We start from the raw sequence: 19,879 nt of genomic DNA, 5'->3' as shown, positions 1-19,879 counted from the left end.
TATGCCTGTCCCATTTATGTCATAAAGAGAATTTAGGACAGGCATAACGCCTGTCCCTACACCAGAAAAGTGCGGTCTCTTTTTCCATTAAATTAGAGATATTTCGCTTTTAATTCTTTTGCTTTGGCTAATTGTGCTTCAGTTGCTTTTGCCGTCATTGGTTCACGACAATAGCCGGCATCCACACCTTCCAATTTCAACAATTCTTTGATGGTTAAATACAAACCATTCGCTAAGATACCTTCGATTAAATCGTTGGTCACATGTTGAATTTCACGCGCTTTAGCCAGTTTGCCTTGTTTGGTCAAGTCAAAAATTTGTCTTGCACGAACACCGTTCACGTTAAATGTACTACCGATAGCACCATCCACACCTAAAGCCACCGCCGGTAACATCATTTCATCGAAGCCCGCCCAAATTAAGTGGTTTGGATACGCTTTTTGTAAACGTTCTAATAAATAGAAATCACCTGCGGTAAATTTCACGCCAAGTACTTTCGGGTTTTTGTAAAGTTCGCCGAATTGTTCCACGCCCATGTTGACACCGGTTAAGAACGGAATGGAGTAAACAATCATGTTGTTACCGGTTTCGGCAATAATGGTGTCATAGTAATGTTTGATTTCAGGGAAGCTGAATTTGTAGTAGAACGGTGTTACCGCAGAAAGACAGTCATAGCCTAATTCAGTGGCATATTTACCTAATTCCACCGCTTCGTGTAAATTCACGCTACCCACTTGTGCGATTAACGCCACTTGGTCTTTCGCTTCATCTTTTGCAATACGGAAGATTTGTTTTTTCTCTTCGGTAGAAAGCATGAAGTTTTCACCGGTAGATCCGCCGACATACAAACCATTGACTTTCATTTTGTCGATATTGTGGCGAATAATTTGGCGTAAGCCTTTTTCATTAATAGAGCCATCTTCATTAAATGACACTAATAACGCACTGAAAATACCTTTTAAATCACGCATTGTTTTCTCCTGTTTAGTATTTAATACGTTGTTCTAAAATAACATTAAGGGTTTTCTCTTTTGTCTGCGTCGCTTTTTCTTGCTCGGCTTGGACTATCAACGCATAAATCAAATCCAAGACAAACAATTGAGAAATTTTTGTACCGATGGAGTCGCCTTGTAGCTTCCCTTGCTTATTGCCGTTAACCAACACAAAATCTGCATGTTCGGTCAAAGGCGAACGCATACTGTGGGTCAATGCCACTGTCGTTGCACCGTTATCTTTGGCAATTTTTAATGCATGCGCTGTTTCTTGTGAATAGCCGGAATGACTGATGCCAATCGCCACATCATTGCGTTGTAACAATGCCGCTTGCATATACATAAAGTGATTGTTACCGCTGGCATCGACCGGAATGCCGATACGCATAAATTTATTTTTAGCATCTTCCGCTGTCACCCCGGAGGTGCCGACACCGAAGATAAAAACACGATTCGCACGTCGAATGAAACGAACCACTAACTCCAGCTGATTCAGATCCAGCAAATCAATGGTTTCATCCATTACCGTATTAATCACGGACTGCAATTTACGTGCAATTTTCACCGGCTCATCATCTGTCGTGACTTCTGTATCCAACAAACTGTTATCTTTGCCCCCTTGCGTTTTCGCAACTTCAATAGAAAACTCCAATTTGAAATCACTAAACCCACGAAAGCCAAGAGTACGACAAAAACGCACGAAAGTAGCCTCACCCACATCTAAGTAAGAAGCTAACTCGGCTAAAGAGTGTCGCATAACGATATCCGGCGAGCGGTTAATGGCGTCTGCGATTTTCTTCTCCGTCTTCGTTAAACTCTGGTACAAAGAGCTAATGGTATTCAGTACACTGCCGTTTTTTGCCATAAATGCTCCTAACGATTCATTTGAGTAAGTGCCCATGCAGCCGCGCCGATAAGTCCGGCATCTTGCCCTAATTGAGCCGCATCCAACGGACAACGATAAATTTCCGGCATTTGCGCCAAATACTGTTTCACCAAAGGCAAATAGCCCTCAGCCAACCCAACGCTACCGCCAATCACCACATGTTGTACGTCCATACCAATCACTAAATCCGCCACTAAATTGGCAATCGCTTTTGCTGAACGAGACACAAGTGCGGTGGCTTTTTCATCCGTTTTTCTAAAACGGGCAAAGACTTCTTTTGGATCGCAAGGATCGTCCCATTGTTTAGAAACGGCTTCAATGGCACGTCCTGATGCGATGGCTTCCACACAACCAACTCGACCACAACCGCACACGGGGCCATTTGGATCCGCAACAGTATGTCCAATATGACCGGCAATGCCGTTCGGTTCGGTGAGTAATTGGTGGTTTAAAATTAACCCGCCACCTACACCCGTAGAGACGGTAATAAAAGCAAAGTTTTGAAGGTTATTTTTATCTTGCAGTTGATATTCGGCATAAGTCGCTGCTTGCGCATCATTCAATAAATACACGGGCTTTGACGTATGCTGAGAAATGCTTTGTTTTAATGGGAAATAAGCCAGTCCGCCTAAATTTTTCGGATTGAGTGCGGTCAATATTCCTTTATTGATGATGCCTGTGGAGGCAACCGCAACATAATCGAATTGCCCCGCATAATCCGAAAGTAATTGTGCGAGCGTTTGATGCATTGCCTCCACCACATTTTCTTGCGGTGTGTGGATTTGTTGACGTTGTGTCACTTGGTTCCCTGACACAATGGCTGAGGCGATTTTAGTTCCGCCGATATCTAAGGTTAAGCAACGCATCATATTTCCCCTCTTAATTATTTATTTGCAGAATTAACCGCACTTGAGAACCAGCTGACGATATGTTCTAAACGGGTTAACGCGGATCCTACAGTCACGAAATCCGCACCGATCTCAATGGCTGTTTTGGCAAGTTCCGGGGAGTTGTAACGTCCTTCCGCCATCACTTTGCAGCCGGCGGCTTTTAAATCTTTCACTAATTGATAGTCCGGTTCATCCGGTACAGCACCACCTGTGTAGCCTGACATGGTGCTACCCACAATATCAAAGCCTAATTTTTGGCAGTACAACCCTTCTTCTAAATTGGAGCAATCCGCCATGGCAAGACAGCCCATTTCATGAATTTTTTTGACCGCACTTTCAATATCAACAGGACGCGGACGATGGGTACCATCCACGGCAATAATATCCGCACCGGCATGCGCTAAATCTTCAATGTCTTGTAAAAACGGCGTGATACGCACCGGGCTGTCCGGCAAATCGCGTTTTACAATACCGATAATCGGCACATTGACGGTTGGACGCGTTGCTTTCAAGTTGTCTACGCCTTCAATACGCAGTCCAGCCGCTCCACCGACAACGGAAGCCTGCGCCATCGCGGCAACAATTTCCGGCTTATCCATCGGGCCATCATCGACCGGTTGGCAGGACGCAATCAATCCATTTTGAATTTTGGCAAAAACCTCTTGGTGGGATAATTTGTGTTGAGTGAATGACATAAAAACTCCTATTAATTTGCGGCTGCATTTGGCAGTCATTCTTGTCATCGCGCATTATATGATAACAACACTTCATTTTGAAATATATTTTTGAAGTGTTTTTCCAATGATGTGATCTACCTCTCATTTCTGAAATAAAACTTCACAATCTATTTGAAAATGATTTTTTTACTTTAGAATGGATGCCGAGTTGTAATCTAACCATGTTTTTAAACATTAATTTAAACATCAATTAACTTACCACCCTTACAGGAGTAACTTATGAAACTAGCAAAACTTTTCCTTGCTACTGCAATTGCATTAGGCGTGACCTCTGCTGCAAACGCTGCAGATTTCGATTTAAAATTTGGTATGAATGCGGGTACGTCTTCTAACGAATACAAAGCCGCTGAAATGTTTGCCAAAGAAGTGAAAGAAAAATCTAACGGCAAAATCGAAATTTCACTTTATCCAAGTTCTCAATTAGGTGACGACCGCGCCATGTTAAAACAATTAAAAGACGGTGCGTTAGACTTCACTTTTGCTGAATCTGCACGTTTCCAATTGTTCTATCCTGAAGCGGCTGTGTTTGCTTTACCTTATGTGATCAGTGACTACAGCGTGGCACAAAAAGCTTTATTTGACACTGCATTCGGTAAAGACTTAATCCAAAAAATGAACAAAGATTTAGGCTTAACATTATTATCCCAAGCCTATAACGGTACTCGTCAAACCACCTCTAACCGTGCAATCAACAGCATTGCCGACATGAAAGGCTTAAAATTACGCGTACCAAACGCGGCAACTAACTTGGCGTACGCAAAATATGTGGGTGCATCTCCAACACCAATGGCATTCTCCGAAGTGTATCTAGCATTACAAACGAATTCCGTTGACGGTCAAGAAAACCCATTGGCAACTGTTCAAGCACAAAAATTCTATGAAGTACAAAAATACTTGGCTATGACCAACCACATTTTGAACGACCAACTTTATCTTGTAAGTAACGAAACCTTTGCTGACTTACCGGCTGACTTACAAAAAGTAGTTCGTGATGCAGCACAAAAAGCCGCAGAATACCACACTAAATTATTCGTTGACGGTGAAAAAGAATTAGTGACTTTCTTTGAAAAACAAGGTGTAACCGTAACACGTCCGGATCTCACTCCATTCAAAGAAGCAATGAAACCTTTCTATGCTGACTTTGTAAAACAAACCGGTGCGAAAGGCGAAGAAGCACTTAAACAAATTCAAGCTGTAAGCAAATAATTCTCTTATTCGTGTGCCTGTTTCGGCAGGCACGCTTTTTCTCTCCTTTATTATTCAACGGAGTTGAATATGAAAATCTTTAATAAACTCGAAGAATGGATCGGTGGGGCATTATTCCTCGTGATATTCTGCATTCTTGTTTTGCAAATTCTATTCAGACAAGCTTTCCACTCCCCATTAATTTGGAGTGAAGAACTTGCCAAATTGCTGTTCGTTTATGTCGGTATGCTCGGCATTAGCGTTGCCGTCAGAAAACAAGAGCACGTTTATATCGACTTCTTGACTAACTTAATGCCACCGGCAGTCAAAAAAATCACCAATACATTCGTACAAATCGTGATTTTCCTTGGTGTGATTTTCTTTATCCACTTTGGTATCAAAACCTATTTAGGTGCCAGTTTCCCAATTGATGCGTTAGGCGGTATTTCTGAAAAATGGATCTATGCCTCCTTACCAATCATTGCCGTATTGATGCTCGTTCGCTTCTTCCAAGCGCAAGCAGACAACTTCAAACAAAACAAAAGCTATTTACCGGCAACCTTCTTTATCGTAAGTGCGGTCGTTTTATTGGGTATTTTATTCCTGGCCCCTGACTGGTACAAAGTCCTACGCGTAACCGAATATGTCAAATTTGGTTCCAATGCAGTCTATGTGGCATTGCTCTTCTGGTTAGTCATCATGTTCTTGGGCGTACCGGTGGGTTGGTCATTATTTATCACAACCCTACTTTACTTCTCCATGACCCGTTGGAACGTGGTAAATGCGGCTTCTGAAAAACTCACCATGAGTTTGAATAGTTTCCCGCTTCTTGCTGTACCGTTCTATATTCTGACCGGGATTTTAATGAATACCGGCGGTATCACCGAACGTATCTTTAACTTCGCCAAAGCCTTACTTGGCCACTATACCGGCGGTATGGGACACGTTAATATCGGTGCAAGCTTATTATTCTCCGGCATGTCCGGTTCTGCACTTGCCGATGCGGGTGGTTTAGGTCAATTGGAAATCAAAGCAATGCGTGATGCAGGCTATGATGATGACATCTGCGGCGGTATCACGGCAGCCTCCTGTATCATCGGTCCATTGGTTCCACCAAGTATCGCCATGATCATTTACGGTGTTATCGCAAACGAATCCATTGCAAAACTCTTTATTGCCGGCTTCGTACCGGGGGTATTAGTCACCATTGCGCTCATGGCAATGAACTACTACATCTCCAAAAAACGTGGTTATCCAAGAACACCAAAAGCGACCCGTGAAGAACTTTGCACATCATTCAAAAGAGCATTCTGGGCAATTTTAACTCCAATTTTGATTATCGGTGGTATCTTCTCCGGTTTATTCAGCCCGACAGAATCTGCGGTGGTTGCAGCTGCCTACTCCGTCATTATCGGTAAATTCGTGTATAAAGAATTAACTTTGAAAATGCTCTTCAACAGCTGCGTGGAAGCCATGTCCATTACCGGTGTTGTTGCATTAATGATTATGACTGTAACCTTCTTCGGTGACATGATCGCCCGTGAACAAGTGGCAATGCGTATTGCTGACGTCTTCGTTGCTGTGGCGGATTCTCCGTTAATGGTGTTAGTCATGATCAATGCCTTGTTATTGTTCCTCGGTATGTTCATTGACGCCTTAGCATTACAATTCCTTGTATTGCCAATGTTAATTCCAATCGCCATGCAATTCGGTATCGACCTTGTGTTCTTCGGTGTTATGACAACCTTGAACATGATGATCGGTATCTTAACCCCACCGATGGGTATGGCGTTATTCGTGGTCGCACGCGTGGGTAACATGTCTGTCTCCACAGTAACGAAAGGCGTATTACCATTCTTAATCCCGATTTTCGTGACCTTGGTATTAATTACCATTTTCCCAAGTATCATCACATTCATCCCGAATTTGTTAATACCTTAGGATCCTAAAAGTGCGGTTGCAAAACGCAGTAAATTTCAACCGCACTTTGCTTACCCAGAGAAATTACGATTGCTAAACCTGTCTAAGCATCCGTAATTTCAAAACATAAAAACCTATTCAAGCCGTTTACGAATAGCAAACAAATAACTCAAAAACGAGGTTTATTATGACATTTCAAAAAACAACATTAGCTGCTCTTTTCTTTGCTGCAACCACTTTTGCTGCGACAGCCCAAGCTGCTGCTTATCCTGATTTGCCGGTAGGTATTAAAAGCGGTGCCGGTGCGTTAATTGGCGACACTGTTTATGTGGGCTTAGGTACAGGCGGTGACAAATTCTATGCATTAGACTTAAAAACGCCGAACGCGCAATGGAAAGAAATCGCCGCATTCCCGGGCGGTGACCGTAACCAACCGGTGGCAGCTGCCGTTGACGGCAAATTATATGTATTCGGCGGATTACAAAAAAATGAAAAAGGCGAATTACAATTAGTCAACGATGCTTACAGCTATAACCCGGCTGATAATACTTGGAGCAAATTACCAACCCGTTCACCACGCGGTTTAGTAGGCTCTACCGGCGCATCACACGATGATAAAGTATATATCGTGGGCGGTTCTAACTTGTCTATTTTCAACGGTTTCTTCCAAGACACTGTTGCAGCCGGTGAAGACAAAGCGAAAAAAGACGAAATTGCCAAAGCATATTTTGAACAACGTCCGGAAGACTATTTCTTCACAACCGAATTGTTAAGCTATGAGCCATCTACCAATAAATGGCGCAACGAAGGTCGCGTACCATTCTCCGGTCGTGCCGGTGCGGCATTTACCATTCAAGGTGATGATTTAGTTGTCGTGAACGGTGAAATCAAACCGGGCTTGCGTACGGCAGAAACCCATTCCGGTAAATTCACGGCGAAAGGCGTTCAATGGAAAAACTTACCTGATTTACCGGCACCAAAAGGTCAAAGCCAAGATGGTTTAGCAGGTGCGATGGCAGGTTACAGCCACGGTCATTACTTAGTCACCGGCGGTGCAAACTTCCCGGGTTCTGTAAAACAATTCAAAGAAGGCATGCTCCACGCTCACAAAGGTTTGAGCAAAGCATGGCATAAAGACATTTACACCCTTAACAACGGTAAATGGAAAATTGTCGGCGAATTGCCTGCAGGTATCGGTTACGGTGTTGCCGTGTCTTATGACAACAAAGTATTGCTCATCGGCGGTGAAACAGAAGGCGGCAAAGCGTTAACATCTGTTCAAACCATGAGCTATGACGGCAAACAATTAAAAGTAGAATAATCTTCTTTTAGTATCAATTTAACGGATTAAGTACGCTTGATCCGTTATTTTGTTTTTAACCTGCTTAGCACAACGCCAACAGAGCCGTAATAACTTCACAAATACACACCTTTTCATTTGAAAAAAGAAATCTGATTGCGCTATGCTACGCAGGCCTAAAAAATTATTTTATGGAATCAATAAATTAAAGGAGTTCTTATGAGTATTCTCAGTTATGCCCAAAAAATCGGGCAAGCCTTAATGGTACCGGTTGCCGTATTACCGGCAGCTGCTGTACTAATGGGTATTGGTTATTGGCTAGACCCGGATGGTTGGGGGGCGAATAGCCAACTTGCCGCCTTGCTCATCAAATCCGGGGCTGCCATCATCGACAACATGGGCTTATTATTTGCCGTGGGTGTTGCTTTCGGTTTATCCAAAGACAAACACGGTTCAGCCGCTCTTTCCGGTTTAGTGGGTTACTATGTTGTGACGACCCTACTCGCACCGGGTGGCGTGGCACAATTACAACATCTTAATCCAACTCAAGTGCCTGCCGCTTTCGGTAAAATCAATAACCAATTTATCGGGATCTTAATCGGTGTGCTTTCTGCTGAACTTTACAACCGTTTCTATCAAGTAGAATTGCCGAAAGCGCTGTCCTTCTTCAGCGGAAAACGTTTAGTGCCGATTGTGGTCTCTTTCGCCATGATTGCCCTTTCTTTCATTCTGCTTTATGTATGGCCTTATATCTTCAACGCATTAGTTTCTTTCGGTGAATCCATCAAAGATTTAGGCGCTGTGGGTGCGGGTATTTACGGTTTCTTCAACCGTCTATTAATTCCGGTGGGCTTACACCACGCGTTAAACTCTGTATTCTGGTTTGACGTTGCCGGCATTAACGATATTCCTAACTTCTTAGGTGGTGCAAAATCCATCGCTGAAGGCACTGCTACGGTAGGTGTCACCGGTATGTATCAAGCCGGTTTCTTCCCGGTCATGATGTTTGGTTTACCGGGTGCGGCATTGGCGATTTACCAATGTGCAAAACCAAGCCAAAAAGTGAAAGTGGCGTCCATCATGTTGGCGGGTGCATTTGCTTCCTTCTTCACCGGTATCACCGAACCGCTTGAATTCTCCTTCATGTTCGTTGCACCAATTCTTTATGTATTACACGCGCTATTAACCGGTATTTCCGTGTTTATCGCTGCGAGCATGCACTGGATTGCGGGCTTCGGCTTCAGCGCAGGTTTAGTGGATATGGTGTTATCTTCACGCAACCCATTAGCCGTTGACTGGTACATGTTATTGGTACAAGGCTTAGTCTTCTTCACCATTTACTACATCGTTTTCCGCTTTGCTATCCAAGCCTTCAACTTAAAAACCATCGGTCGTACTGAAGAAGCTGAAGAGCCAAAAGAAGAACAAAGTGAACACAATCACTCTCGTGAAGAAAGAGCGGTTAAATTTATCGACGCTTTAGGCGGTGCCGATAATCTAAAAACCGTTGACGCGTGTATCACTCGCTTACGTTTAACCTTAGCGGATCGTAGCAAAATTGACGAAGCACAACTTAAATCCCTCGGCTCCAAAGGCAACGTCAAACTCGGCAACGATGGGTTACAAGTTATCCTTGGCCCTGAGGCAGAATTCGTTGCTGAGGCGATTAAAGGACAATTGAAGTAATTTCAAATACCACAAACATCCTTAAATACAAAAAGCCACTTTGAATTCAAAGTGGCTTTTTTATATGTTTCAATTAACCATCAACGCAGATGCTTGTTTTCTTCCGTTTCCGGTTCTAAATCAAGTTTTTCCATCAATAAACGGTCGCCGTCTTCTTCCGGGTTGCCGGTGACGAGCAGTTTATCGCCGTAGAAAATGGAGTTAGCTCCTGCCATGAAGCACATTGCTTGCATTTCTTCGCTCATGCCTTGGCGGCCGGCGGATAAGCGGACGTAACTGTTTGGCATGGTAATGCGTGCCACGGCGATGGTGCGCACAAATTCGGTCCAATCTAACTCTTCTGCGTCAGCAAGCGGGGTTCCTTCAATTTTGACTAATTGATTGATTGGCACGGATTCCGGTTGCGGATCCAAATTCGCCAGGCTGGCAATAAGTCCTGCGCGTTCTTTACGGGTTTCATTCATGCCCACAATTCCGCCGCAACAGACTTTCAAGCCGGCTTTACGCACTTTGCCTAAGGTGCTAATTCGATCGTCAAAACGGCGTGTGCCGATCACTTCGCTGTAATGTTCCGGTGCGGTGTCTAAGTTGTGGTTGTAATAATCCAAGCCCGCGTCTTTTAATTCTTCCGCCATGCCATCTTGCAATAAGCCGAAAGTACCGCACGTTTCCATGCCGAGTGCTTTTACTGCTTTGATGATTTCTGTCACTTTTGCGATGTCTTTCGGTTTCGGCCCACGCCATGCGGCGCCCATGCAGAAGCGACCTGCACCACGCGCCTTCGCGATTTTGGCTTTCGCCACGATGTCTTCCACGTTTAATAACTCTTGATTTTGAACGCCTGTGTGGTAGCGCGCTGATTGCGGACAATACCCACAATCCTCCGGACAACCGCCGGTTTTAATCGACATTAAGGTAGAAAGCTGAATCGCGCGCGGGTTAAAGTTTTTGCGATGAATTTGTGCTGCGCGATAAACTAAATCTAAAAATGGGGTTTCAAATAAAGCTTCTACTTTGCACACCGACCAATATTCTGCGGTTGGATGCGGTGTGATGGAGTAAATTTGTAAGGTACTAGTTGACATAGGTCTCCTTAAGTAAAACAAAGTAAATAAAAAGTGCGGTGCATTTTAAGCGCATTTTTCTTGCTGGCTTATCCGACCATTTTCAATGCGAAGCATACGATCCACTTTGCCCGTCAGTTCTGACGGTTGGTGCGTTACAAGCAACAACGTCAGCTTTTTACTGTGGCACAGTTCATCAATCAAATTGAGCATTTCCATTCTCAATTCCGGATCGAGCGCAGAAAATGGTTCGTCCAACAATAAAATCGGTTTATCACGCAATAAACAACGCGCCAATGCGACCCGTTGTTTTTGTCCGCCCGACAAACTGTTTGGCAGACGGGATAAAAAGGATGTTAATCCTACCGCATCGGCCACCTGTTCGATCTGATCTTGCTCAAGTGCGGTCAATTTTAACGTCGTTTTTAATCCTAACGCCAAATTTTGTTGCACAGTTAAATGTGGAAATAAGTTGTTCTCTTGAAACAACATGGACACAGGCCGCTCATAAGGCGCACTACGGGTATGATTTTCACCGTTTAACCAAATATTGCCTTGCGTCGGCAACACGAAACCGGCAATTAAATTTAACAACGTACTTTTACCCGCACCGCTTGGCCCGACAATGGCAATACGCTCCCCTGCCGCCACCTGCAAATCAAACGTCATCGGCAGTGCATCATCAGCTAAAAATACGTTATCTAAGCGAATCATGTTGTTCCTTTTGATTTTCAATTAAAGCGAAAATAGCGCCGCATAATAACAGCAAAATACCTGCGGTAACAGCGGCCTCTTGGTGACGATAACTGCCTAATTGTTGATACAACAAGTGCGGCAACGAGGTGAATTCTTGATTGCCGAACAACGCAATCGCCGTGAAATCCCCTAAGGAAAGGGCAAATGCCAAGGCAAGCGCATAGTTTATCGGTGTACGAAGTGCATGCCATTCAATCAGACGAAAACGTTGCCAGCCGACAATCCCAAGGGAGTTACACAAGCGTTCGTAATACAACATATTATTGTTGAACGGTTCGGTCAAAATACGCAAAACAAAAGGCATGGCACTCAAGGCGTTACACGCAACGACAATGGCAAATAAATGGGCGTTGGTAAAATCTACGTCACGCAACAATAAAAATAACCCCATCGCCAACACCAAAATGGGAATCGCCAAAATCACCATGCCGGCATTGAGAATAAACTGTGCTGTTTTTACATAATAAAGCCATTGCAAACGGCGGGATAATAACAATAACGCCACTGCCATCAACAACGCCAACAAAGCGGACGCAGGCGCAATAGTTAAAGAGTAGGTTAAGGCTTTCCACAATTGCGGATTGTGCCACGCCGTCAGCCATTTTCCGGATGTCAGTGCGCTAAACAAAATATTTAACAACGGCGATAACATAAAACACACAAAAATGCCGAGCAAAAAAATATGGAAAATTTTGACCGCACTTTTCGATGGGCTCAGCCAACGATACGGGCTGCTTAACGTGGTTTGTGAGGCTGTATTGAACAGACTGCTAAACGTAAATAGCAGCAAACAAAACACAAACTGCAATAAGGCAAACACCGCTGCTTTCGGCAAATCAAATTCAAATAAAATCGCCTGATAAATCGCCGTTTCTAATGTGGTGTATTGCGGCCCGCCCCCAAGAGTGAGCACCACCGTAAAACTGGTAAAACAGAGCATAAAAATCAAGCTGAAAGTCGGCAACATCTGCCGACGCACTGCATACCATTCCACCAATCGCACAAAACGCCAGCCACGAATATTCAGTTGTGCCGCCAGCTGATGCTGTTCATAAGGAATGCTTTCCAAACTTTGTAAAAACAGTTTGGTTGCTAGCGGAATATTAAAGAAAAGATGCGCAATTAAAATCCCCGACAAGCCGTAAATGCTGCCTGTCCAAGTACGGTCAAAAAAATGCAAGATTTGTGCAATCCAACCGAAGGCGCCATAAATGCCAATTAAGCCGAAAATCGCCACCAACACCGGCAACACAAAAGTCAGTGACATGATTTTCAGCAAAAAGGCTTTACCGACAAATTCCACATAATAAAAAGCGCGAGCGAGTAGCACGCCGAAGAACAGGGATAACAACGCAGAAAGTAACGCTTGCCCGAAGCTAAACGCAATAACGTGATGCAAATAGCGATCGGCAAAGAACAGTTGCCACTGAAATTCAGTGCCCTGCGCCAACACGGCACGCATGGCAAAGCCATAAAGCAACGAAATCAGCAAAATAACACTAACTCCGCCCACATAATGACGCGGGCGGAATTGCGGGCTAGAAAAAAATAAGCGGGTAAACAATGAACGAGACAACCAAAACATCGTTCAAATTATTTAGTTAATGTGGTTTGCCATTGATGAATCCAACTCCGCAACATTTCCGGGCTAACATTGGAGGTATTCAAGAAAGACTGCTTCAACACATTTTCTTTTAGGGCATCAAAGTGCGGTTCAACCGGCGCTTGGATCACCGGGAACATCACGTTTGCCGTGACAATCTGTTTTTGCGCTTCCGGTGTCACCAAAAAATCCATGAAGTGATCAGCACATTGATTTTTATGTTCTGCGATTCGCGCCGCCAATTCCACTTGCATCACATTGCCTTCAGCAAACGTGGTTGCCGCATAATTGTCTTTATTTTCAAATAATTGGTGATATAACGGCGAAGTGGTGTAACTCAATACCACATCGGCTTCCCCTTTCAGAAATGCGCCGTAAGTGTCAGACCAGCCTTTGCCCACCGTAACTGTGTGTTTGGTAAGTTGTTGCCAGGCTTGCGCCACTTGGTCTTCAGGATAAACCGTATTCATCCACACTAATAAACCACGTCCCACACTACTGGTGCGCGGATCTTGATAGATCACACGTAAATCTTCCCGCTCTACCAATTCTTTCAAGCTTTTCGGCGGATTTTTCACTTTATTTTTGTCATAGACAAAGGCGTAAGTGCCGAAATCGTAAGGCAAGAACGTGTTATCCGTCCATTGATTTGGTAAAGAAAGTTTGCTTAAGTCGATGCTATTTGAATCAAATAATTGGCTTTTTTTCGCTTCGTCCAACACAAAATTATCCAAGCCCAACACGATATCCGCTTTGGTTTTATGGCCTTCTAAACGCACACGGTTAAACAACGTACCACCGCTTTCAAACGGCACATAATTCACCTTGCAAAACGGAAATTGCTGTTCAAATGCCTGCTTCACTTTCGGGCCAGCGCCCCAATCAGAGGTAAAAGAATCATAAGTATAAATATTCACGGTTTCTTCATGATGATTCGCCAATGCGGTGCCGGCGCATAAAGAAAGTGCGGTCAAAATTAACGTTGTTTTTTTCATATGTCTGTTCCTCAGTATGAATTATACTTTGTCTTGATAAGCCCAATGATTAGTCGGTCCATGTCCATGACCGATATTTAACGGATGGCTGATTGCCGCCGTAATGTAATCTTTTGCTGTTTTAATCGCCTGTTCCACGGAAGCGCCCTTGGCAAGTTCTGCCGTCATACAAGCGGAGAACGTGCAACCCGTACCATGCGTTTGCGCTGTCGCATAACGTGGGCTTTCTAAAGTAAATTGTGCGCTGGGGGTAAAAACCCAATCGCGACATACCGCACTTTGTGAATGCGCGCTGTGTCCGCCTTTAATCACCACCGTTTTCACACCACGTTCCTGCAAAATTTGCGCTGCGTGTTGCGCTGTTTGATCGTCAATGACTTCCACGCCTGTCAGTGCCTTGGCTTCCGGCAAGTTCGGCGTAATCACATCTGCCAACGGCAATAAAAATGTATTCAAAGAATCGACCGCACTTTGTTGTAACAAGGGTGCACCGCCTTTGGCGATCATGACAGGATCTAACACCAACGTGCCGAAGTGATACTGATTTAATGCCTCAGCGACACATTCGATAATCTCTGCTGTGCCTAACATACCGATTTTAAAGGCGCTAATCGTGAAATCATCAGCAATCGCTTTCAGCTGGCTTTGAATGGTTTGAAGGGGGATGGCGTGAATATCAAAGACACCTAAGGTGTTTTGCGCCGTGACGGCCGTAATCACCGAGGTACCAAATACACCACGCATTTGAAATGTTTTTAAATCTGCCTGAATTCCGGCGCCACCACCACTATCCGACCCGGCAATGGTCAACGCCTGCGCAACTTTACTCATAACGTCCTCCGCCATTTACCGGCACAGAACGAGAAAACTCATATTGCATCATTGTTCCTTTTTTAATGAAAAAAGATAATCAGCAATAATGACGAATGAAGAAGATGTGGAGAAAAAGAAAGGAAGTATGATTTTCTCGTTAGTTTCCTACGTCAGTATTAACTGTATCAGGTTCACGGGTATGATCTCAGCACAAAGCACCCCGACTAATAACGGGGTTCAGTCTATCTATTTTGCTGAGGAAGGGCAAGGGGATTGTAATATATCGACACCCAGCACCCGAAGGTGGCTGCACAGTTTAGCCGAACCGTGCCGACACTCGTCGCAGTTTCAACACACAGCCACCCGAAGGTGGCTGCCTATTCCGTGGGTTTAATGCAAATAAATAGCAAGTTTCAACACACAGCCACCCGAAGGTGGCTGCTGGGGCAAGTTGTTGAGGTGAAAGCCGAGGAAAACGTTTCAACACACAGCCACCCGAAGGTGGCTGCTCCCTACATAAAAAAGCAAGAAAAATCAGCGAATTAAACACTGTATTTCGCTAACTGATTTTATGATAAGGAGTTTAGTCAGTATAACGGCCACATTGCCGTTATACAAATAGATTAACTTATCCAAATTGTTAAAGAAAACAAAGATCGCTATCCCATCAGGTTTTTGATGAGAACAACAGGTTAGCGAACTAAATGACAAGCACGTCTTTAAATACATCTACTGCCGGTTTTGCCCCATGATGCTCCACTTTATTACGCCATTTACTGCCTAAATGATAAAAACGCAGGCTGTCACATGTGGGGTCGTAGGTTTCCAACAGTTTATTTTTCAACATAACCCATTGGTCAGGCGTGACATCGCATTCAAATACCGAATATTGCGCCCGCACACCGTAATCTAAGCAATGTTTTGCGATACGGCGCAATCGCGCTTGCCCGTTTGGATCGTCAAAAGAAATATCATAAGTAATCAGCATTAACATAGCTTATCTCATCAAAAACGGCGGATATTCCGCCAAATCCCCGCGCAAGTGCCGCGCCAATAGCATTGCCTGAATATACGGCAGCAAGCCGATTTCCACTTCCTCGCCCAAAAACGGATGCACGATTTTCTCCTGCTTTTTCGCCTGCAGGGCTTGGAACAAGAGCTTACGCGCATCGGCTTTTAAGCTTACCGCGCCGCTTGCCTCGGTAACAAAATCCTGCGGTTTGATTTGCCCGCGGTTAATCAGCGACAGCACCAACCTGTCTGCCCACCATGCGCGGAATTCTTCCAAAATATCCTGCGCCAAACTGTCGCGCCCCGGGCGGTCGGCGTGTAGAAAACCCACCTGCGGGTCCAGTCCCACGCCTTGCAGCGCGCCGCTGATGTCCTTGCCTAACAGACTGTACACAAACGACAACAGCGCATTCACCCCGTCTCTGGGCGGACGGCGGTTGCGCCCGTCAAAAGTAAAGCCGCTCTTTTCGCTCAAAAGCTGCCCGAACACGCCGAAATAACGTGCCGCCGCATCGCCCTCAATGCCGCGCACCACGTCCAGCTCCGCCACACCCTTCAACTGCCGCAGCGAAATATTCAAAGCATCGACCGCACTTTGAATCGCCGCATTCTCGCCGTAATTGCGAATCTGCCGCTGAAGCACCCGCTTACCCGCCTGAATCTTCGCCGCAATGATATTGCGCGCAATCGGCACGGGATTTTGCTCCGACACCCGATACTGCGCCCAACGCAAAAGCACATTGCCGCTCTGCCGCCCCTGAAGCCGCCCCAAGAAACGTCCGTTTTCGGTAAAAAACGCCAAATTCACATTATTTTCACCGCAAAATCCCAACAAAAACGGCGACACCAGCACATTCCCAAAACAGAAAATATGCCCGATGGAATGCACCGGCCACTGCGCTACCTTTTTACGCTCCTGCTCCACCACCAGCGTCTCCCGTTCCTTATGCAGATAGCTGCCTTGGGTGGTGATATAGAGCGTGTTTTGCAGTTTGCGCATGGGGAAGCTCCTTGGGTTTTGGCTGTGCTTTTGAATGTTTAACGGGGTTGGGCTACCTAAAAATTACTGTTAGGGTTACAGAAACATCCCCAACTGCTTTCTTGAAGTATAAGAGTTATCAATTTTGTAATCTTTATATATAGATAAGAAATCTTTTTGAGATTTGAGAACGTCCTGTAAAATTCCTCTTCTATACAAAGCACAGAATAATGCTACTGAATATGCCTGACAGTTGAGCGATTTTTCAGGATTAAATTCAATATCACTAAATGCTGAATATTCCAGAAGCTCTTCATGAAATTCTGTATGCTGATTTAAAGCATTAACGTATAGCCAATCATAATAGGCTGTAATAGGTTTAGTTCCCCATTCTTTATCTTTTTTTCCATAGGTACGAAAAGCTATTACCATTCCAGATGATTTGAGTCTAGAGTCTTTTTTTGCTTCTCTTGATGATACTTCAAGCAAATCTAAGTATTGAATATCTCCCTCAAAAACTTTGCTGCTTTGGAAGACACACTCAACACTTACTTGCTTACCTCTTGCACTTTTAATCATTAGATTAAAAGCACTTAAGGCAACACCTAATTCGTTTTTAGATTTACTTGAAATTTCTAAAATTTTCCCTACACCTTCAAGCTTTTTAGCTTCTAAATGCAAAGAATCTATAGATTTTTGTTTTTGAGAATCTGATTGGCCTGCAAACCATTTAAAATCTATATTTTTTGTTCTTACCAAAAAATCTCCATCAGTTTTAGAGATAAAAATTGGACGAGTTGCCATATCTAGTATCCTTCAAAACCATTTTTTCTTGCACAATATCTATCACTAAATACATCCCAGTATCTATGTTTGAAAAAAGTCAGCTTACTAAATTTTTCTTTAAAATAATTCACATCTTCATCTGACATTAGAACCGCTCCTAAAATATAATCAGATTCGATCGTATCAAATACTAAAACTTCTGCCTGAACGTCTGTTGGATCTTTTTCCAAAAGATTTTGTCTATTACCATTTGTTTTAAATAATTGTTCTAACGCTTCTTCTCCTTGAAAATTAGAGATAGGAATGGAATTTACATTGCTATTAGCTGCGTTAGTAGGGTAAAAGGCACAATCTTTATCTATCAAAACCTGTGCATTTAAAACAATTACAGCCCACTTAACAGAACTATTAGAACAGCGTAAACCATAAAACATACTACTATTCGGAAATGAAATAGACAAACAAATTGCTTCAGGCTTTCCATCAAGTCGAAACCTATCATTAAAAACACCGTGAATAGACAAACTAGGATTAGAATTAAATTCTGCGTTATATAAATCGACCCTAGGAATCAATCCATGAATTAAGATTGAGTCAAGATTATCCAATTGTGTGAAATGGCATAGGTGTTTTATACCTCTTCGTTGTAAAATATCTTTAATAGCCATGATAAAGTTCCCTTATATCATTAATTAATCAGCTCTACTTGTTAGAAGTCTAAAAATAATTATTTTGTTATTCACTCCCCAAACAACCCCGCCACATACCCCACACTCCGATCCCGTTTTCCCAACAACTCCGGCTGGCAAATCTCCACCAGTGAGCAGGCTTTGCAGCGTTTGCCGTAGTCGGGTGGCGGGGTTTGGCCGCTGTTTAGAAGTTCGCGGACGGCGGCGATGGTGGCGAGTGTTTGGGCGCGCAGGTCGTCTGAAAACACGACGGGAACGCGGTGGCGGGTTTGCATATACCACAGCGCGCCTTCGTTAACGATTTGCCCTGTCATTTCTTCCAAGCACAAGCCTTGGGCGCAAAGCTGGATTTCGTCCATCGGGTTGGGTTTGGGCTTGCCGCGTTTGTATTCCACGGGTTTCAGACGACCTGTTTTCGTTTCCACTTCCACCAAATCCAACACGCCGCTGATGCCCAATTTTTCCGCCGAAACATGCACCGTCCGCTCAAAGCGCACGCCCTTGCGCGTTTCCGGCTCGCCCGAATCCACCCGCTCATGCAACGCCTTGCCCTGCGCGGTCAAATAGTTCTCTGCCCACGCCTGCTCGTTGTGAATCAACGCGCATTGGCGCGGGCAGAAGGCGTAGTGTTGCAGGGCGGAAAGGGGGATCAGGCGCGTGTCCTGATCTTCCCCTTGGATTTCGGTTAAAAGTGCGGTCATTTTTTCAAACGTTTTTTAAAGCAACTCTTCCACACTCACGCCATTCAGGCCGTCTGAAACCACGCTGATGTTGTAATCGCCAAAACCGCTTGCAGGCGTACCTGATTCGCCGTTTATGCGTTCAACTTTCACGGCGTCAAACAATTTATGTGCAGGCAGGCTGCCGAGCGCGCTGTCGTGTTTGAAAACAATCAGTTTGCGTGCCGCCATTTCGCCACGGGCAGCGGAGCGGTCGTGTTCAAACATCAGTTGCAGGGCTTGCCAGAGTTTGGCTAAATCGTCGTCTGAAAAACCGGTTTTGGCGGCAAGGTTGGCGGAGATAAAGCCATGCACGCGGTAGAGCGCGTAAGGGACGATGTATTTACGCCCCATAGTGCGTTCTTTTTCCAAGTCTTTTTCGTTGGTTACCGCCATGCGGGTGATGGAAACTTCCAGCGGCACAATCGGGTCGATGGATTGAGCAAACGCCAGTTGTACCGGACCGCGCACTTGTCCGCTGTTGACTTCGGTAGTCATCACCGCGCCAAAGGTGCGGATGTCAAAGAAGTTTTTACACATCCAAGCGGTAATGTCGCGGGCTTTGGCTTCGTCTTTTGGCAGTTTTTTGGCTTCCGACTCAATGCCGAGCGCTTCATAAGCGCGTTTGTTTTGCAGGTTTAACACGCTTTTTTCTTTGACGTAAATTTCGTAACCGGCTTCGTTTTCGCTGCTAATTTCTACAAAATTACGGATTTTGCGTTTTAAGCAAACATCGGTTACCAAGCCTTTACTGGATTCGGGATCGAGGCGCGGCATATTGCCTGCATCGGGATCGCCGTTGGGGTTGCCGTTGGTTACATCAAAAAAGTAAACAAATTCATAGCGGTTTTGAATGGCAGACATTTTC

General features: G+C 44.5%; 19 protein-coding genes and 1 riboswitch. Of the genes, 4 read left to right on the top strand and 15 right to left on the bottom strand.

Annotated features, from left to right (window positions below; all coding sequences use genetic code 11):
* Positions 1 to 92: 92 nt before the first annotated feature.
* From nanA to LQ983_RS08790, 4 genes are read right to left on the bottom strand one after another with little or no spacing between them, the layout of a single operon-like run.
* Positions 93 to 971: an N-acetylneuraminate lyase gene (nanA, locus tag LQ983_RS08805; protein ID WP_230622397.1), complete on the bottom strand. Its 879-nt coding sequence runs from the start codon at positions 969 to 971 to the stop codon at positions 93 to 95.
* Positions 972 to 984: 13 nt separating this feature from the next.
* Positions 985 to 1,857, bottom strand: a complete 873-nt coding sequence (locus LQ983_RS08800) for a MurR/RpiR family transcriptional regulator (RefSeq protein ID WP_230622396.1) — start codon at positions 1,855 to 1,857, stop codon at positions 985 to 987.
* Between the two features lie 8 nt (positions 1,858 to 1,865).
* The gene (locus LQ983_RS08795; RefSeq protein ID WP_230622638.1) at positions 1,866 to 2,744 is read right to left on the bottom strand and encodes an N-acetylmannosamine kinase; all 879 of its coding nucleotides are present in this window, start codon (positions 2,742 to 2,744) and stop codon (positions 1,866 to 1,868) included.
* A gap of 17 nt (positions 2,745 to 2,761) precedes the next feature.
* Positions 2,762 to 3,463, bottom strand: coding sequence for an N-acetylmannosamine-6-phosphate 2-epimerase (locus tag LQ983_RS08790; protein ID WP_032997925.1), 702 nt, complete (start codon positions 3,461 to 3,463; stop codon positions 2,762 to 2,764).
* A gap of 261 nt (positions 3,464 to 3,724) precedes the next feature.
* Here LQ983_RS08790 and LQ983_RS08785 point away from each other — a divergent pair, with 261 nt between their 5' ends.
* The 4 genes from LQ983_RS08785 to nagE all read left to right on the top strand — a co-directional run bounded on the left by LQ983_RS08785 (position 3,725) and on the right by nagE (position 9,596).
* A complete protein-coding gene (locus tag LQ983_RS08785) occupies positions 3,725 to 4,711 on the top strand; it encodes a sialic acid TRAP transporter substrate-binding protein SiaP (RefSeq protein ID WP_109127990.1) in 987 nt (328 codons plus the stop codon).
* A gap of 69 nt (positions 4,712 to 4,780) precedes the next feature.
* A complete protein-coding gene (locus tag LQ983_RS08780) occupies positions 4,781 to 6,631 on the top strand; it encodes a TRAP transporter large permease subunit (RefSeq protein ID WP_230622395.1) in 1,851 nt (616 codons plus the stop codon).
* A 166-nt stretch (positions 6,632 to 6,797) separates the two neighbouring features.
* Positions 6,798 to 7,931, top strand: coding sequence for an N-acetylneuraminate epimerase (locus tag LQ983_RS08775; RefSeq protein WP_230622394.1), 1,134 nt, complete (start codon positions 6,798 to 6,800; stop codon positions 7,929 to 7,931).
* 198 nt (positions 7,932 to 8,129) lie between these two features.
* Positions 8,130 to 9,596, top strand: coding sequence for an N-acetylglucosamine-specific PTS transporter subunit IIBC (nagE, locus tag LQ983_RS08770; protein ID WP_230622393.1), 1,467 nt, complete (start codon positions 8,130 to 8,132; stop codon positions 9,594 to 9,596).
* An 80-nt stretch (positions 9,597 to 9,676) separates the two neighbouring features.
* On the opposite strand, the gene bioB is transcribed toward nagE, so the two are convergent.
* The 11 genes from bioB to cas7c form a co-directional block, all read right to left on the bottom strand.
* Positions 9,677 to 10,681: a biotin synthase BioB gene (gene bioB / locus LQ983_RS08765; protein WP_109104184.1), complete on the bottom strand. Its 1,005-nt coding sequence runs from the start codon at positions 10,679 to 10,681 to the stop codon at positions 9,677 to 9,679.
* Positions 10,682 to 10,726: 45 nt separating this feature from the next.
* Positions 10,727 to 11,374 carry a thiamine ABC transporter ATP-binding protein gene (gene thiQ / locus LQ983_RS08760; protein ID WP_230622392.1) on the bottom strand — a complete coding sequence of 216 codons (648 nt, stop codon included), beginning with the start codon at positions 11,372 to 11,374 and terminating at the stop codon, positions 10,727 to 10,729.
* The gene (gene thiP, locus LQ983_RS08755) at positions 11,358 to 13,001 is read right to left on the bottom strand and encodes a thiamine/thiamine pyrophosphate ABC transporter permease ThiP (RefSeq protein WP_230622391.1); all 1,644 of its coding nucleotides are present in this window, start codon (positions 12,999 to 13,001) and stop codon (positions 11,358 to 11,360) included. The genes thiQ and thiP overlap by 17 nt, the downstream gene beginning before the upstream one ends.
* 8 nt (positions 13,002 to 13,009) lie before the next feature.
* A complete protein-coding gene (gene thiB, locus LQ983_RS08750; protein WP_230622390.1) occupies positions 13,010 to 14,014 on the bottom strand; it encodes a thiamine ABC transporter substrate binding subunit in 1,005 nt (334 codons plus the stop codon).
* A gap of 21 nt (positions 14,015 to 14,035) precedes the next feature.
* Entirely contained in the window at positions 14,036 to 14,845 is an 810-nt protein-coding gene (gene thiD / locus LQ983_RS08745) for a bifunctional hydroxymethylpyrimidine kinase/phosphomethylpyrimidine kinase (RefSeq protein ID WP_230622389.1), read from the bottom strand.
* 127 nt (positions 14,846 to 14,972) lie between these two features.
* A riboswitch (TPP riboswitch) is annotated at positions 14,973 to 15,060 on the bottom strand.
* 467 nt (positions 15,061 to 15,527) lie between these two features.
* Positions 15,528 to 15,821: a CRISPR-associated endonuclease Cas2 gene (gene cas2, locus LQ983_RS08740; RefSeq protein ID WP_005702619.1), complete on the bottom strand. Its 294-nt coding sequence runs from the start codon at positions 15,819 to 15,821 to the stop codon at positions 15,528 to 15,530.
* Positions 15,822 to 15,824: 3 nt separating this feature from the next.
* A complete protein-coding gene (gene cas1c, locus LQ983_RS08735; protein WP_230622388.1) occupies positions 15,825 to 16,838 on the bottom strand; it encodes a type I-C CRISPR-associated endonuclease Cas1c in 1,014 nt (337 codons plus the stop codon).
* A gap of 75 nt (positions 16,839 to 16,913) precedes the next feature.
* On the bottom strand, positions 16,914 to 17,621 hold the full coding sequence (locus LQ983_RS08730; protein WP_230622387.1) for a hypothetical protein: 708 nt from the start codon (positions 17,619 to 17,621) through the stop codon (positions 16,914 to 16,916).
* Between the two features lie 2 nt (positions 17,622 to 17,623).
* Positions 17,624 to 18,271: a DarT ssDNA thymidine ADP-ribosyltransferase family protein gene (locus LQ983_RS08725; RefSeq protein ID WP_230622386.1), complete on the bottom strand. Its 648-nt coding sequence runs from the start codon at positions 18,269 to 18,271 to the stop codon at positions 17,624 to 17,626.
* Positions 18,272 to 18,342: 71 nt separating this feature from the next.
* Positions 18,343 to 18,993 carry a CRISPR-associated protein Cas4 gene (cas4, locus tag LQ983_RS08720; protein WP_230622385.1) on the bottom strand — a complete coding sequence of 217 codons (651 nt, stop codon included), beginning with the start codon at positions 18,991 to 18,993 and terminating at the stop codon, positions 18,343 to 18,345.
* A 15-nt stretch (positions 18,994 to 19,008) separates the two neighbouring features.
* Entirely contained in the window at positions 19,009 to 19,875 is an 867-nt protein-coding gene (gene cas7c, locus LQ983_RS08715; RefSeq protein ID WP_230622384.1) for a type I-C CRISPR-associated protein Cas7/Csd2, read from the bottom strand.
* Between the last annotated feature and the right edge of the window lie 4 nt (positions 19,876 to 19,879).

It is taken from the genome of Aggregatibacter sp. Marseille-P9115 (assembly GCF_920939465.1).
Classification (GTDB): domain Bacteria; phylum Pseudomonadota; class Gammaproteobacteria; order Enterobacterales; family Pasteurellaceae; genus Aggregatibacter; species Aggregatibacter segnis_B.
Note: the sequence above shows the minus strand (reverse complement) of the source record. Positions and strands in the feature narration are given on the sequence as shown.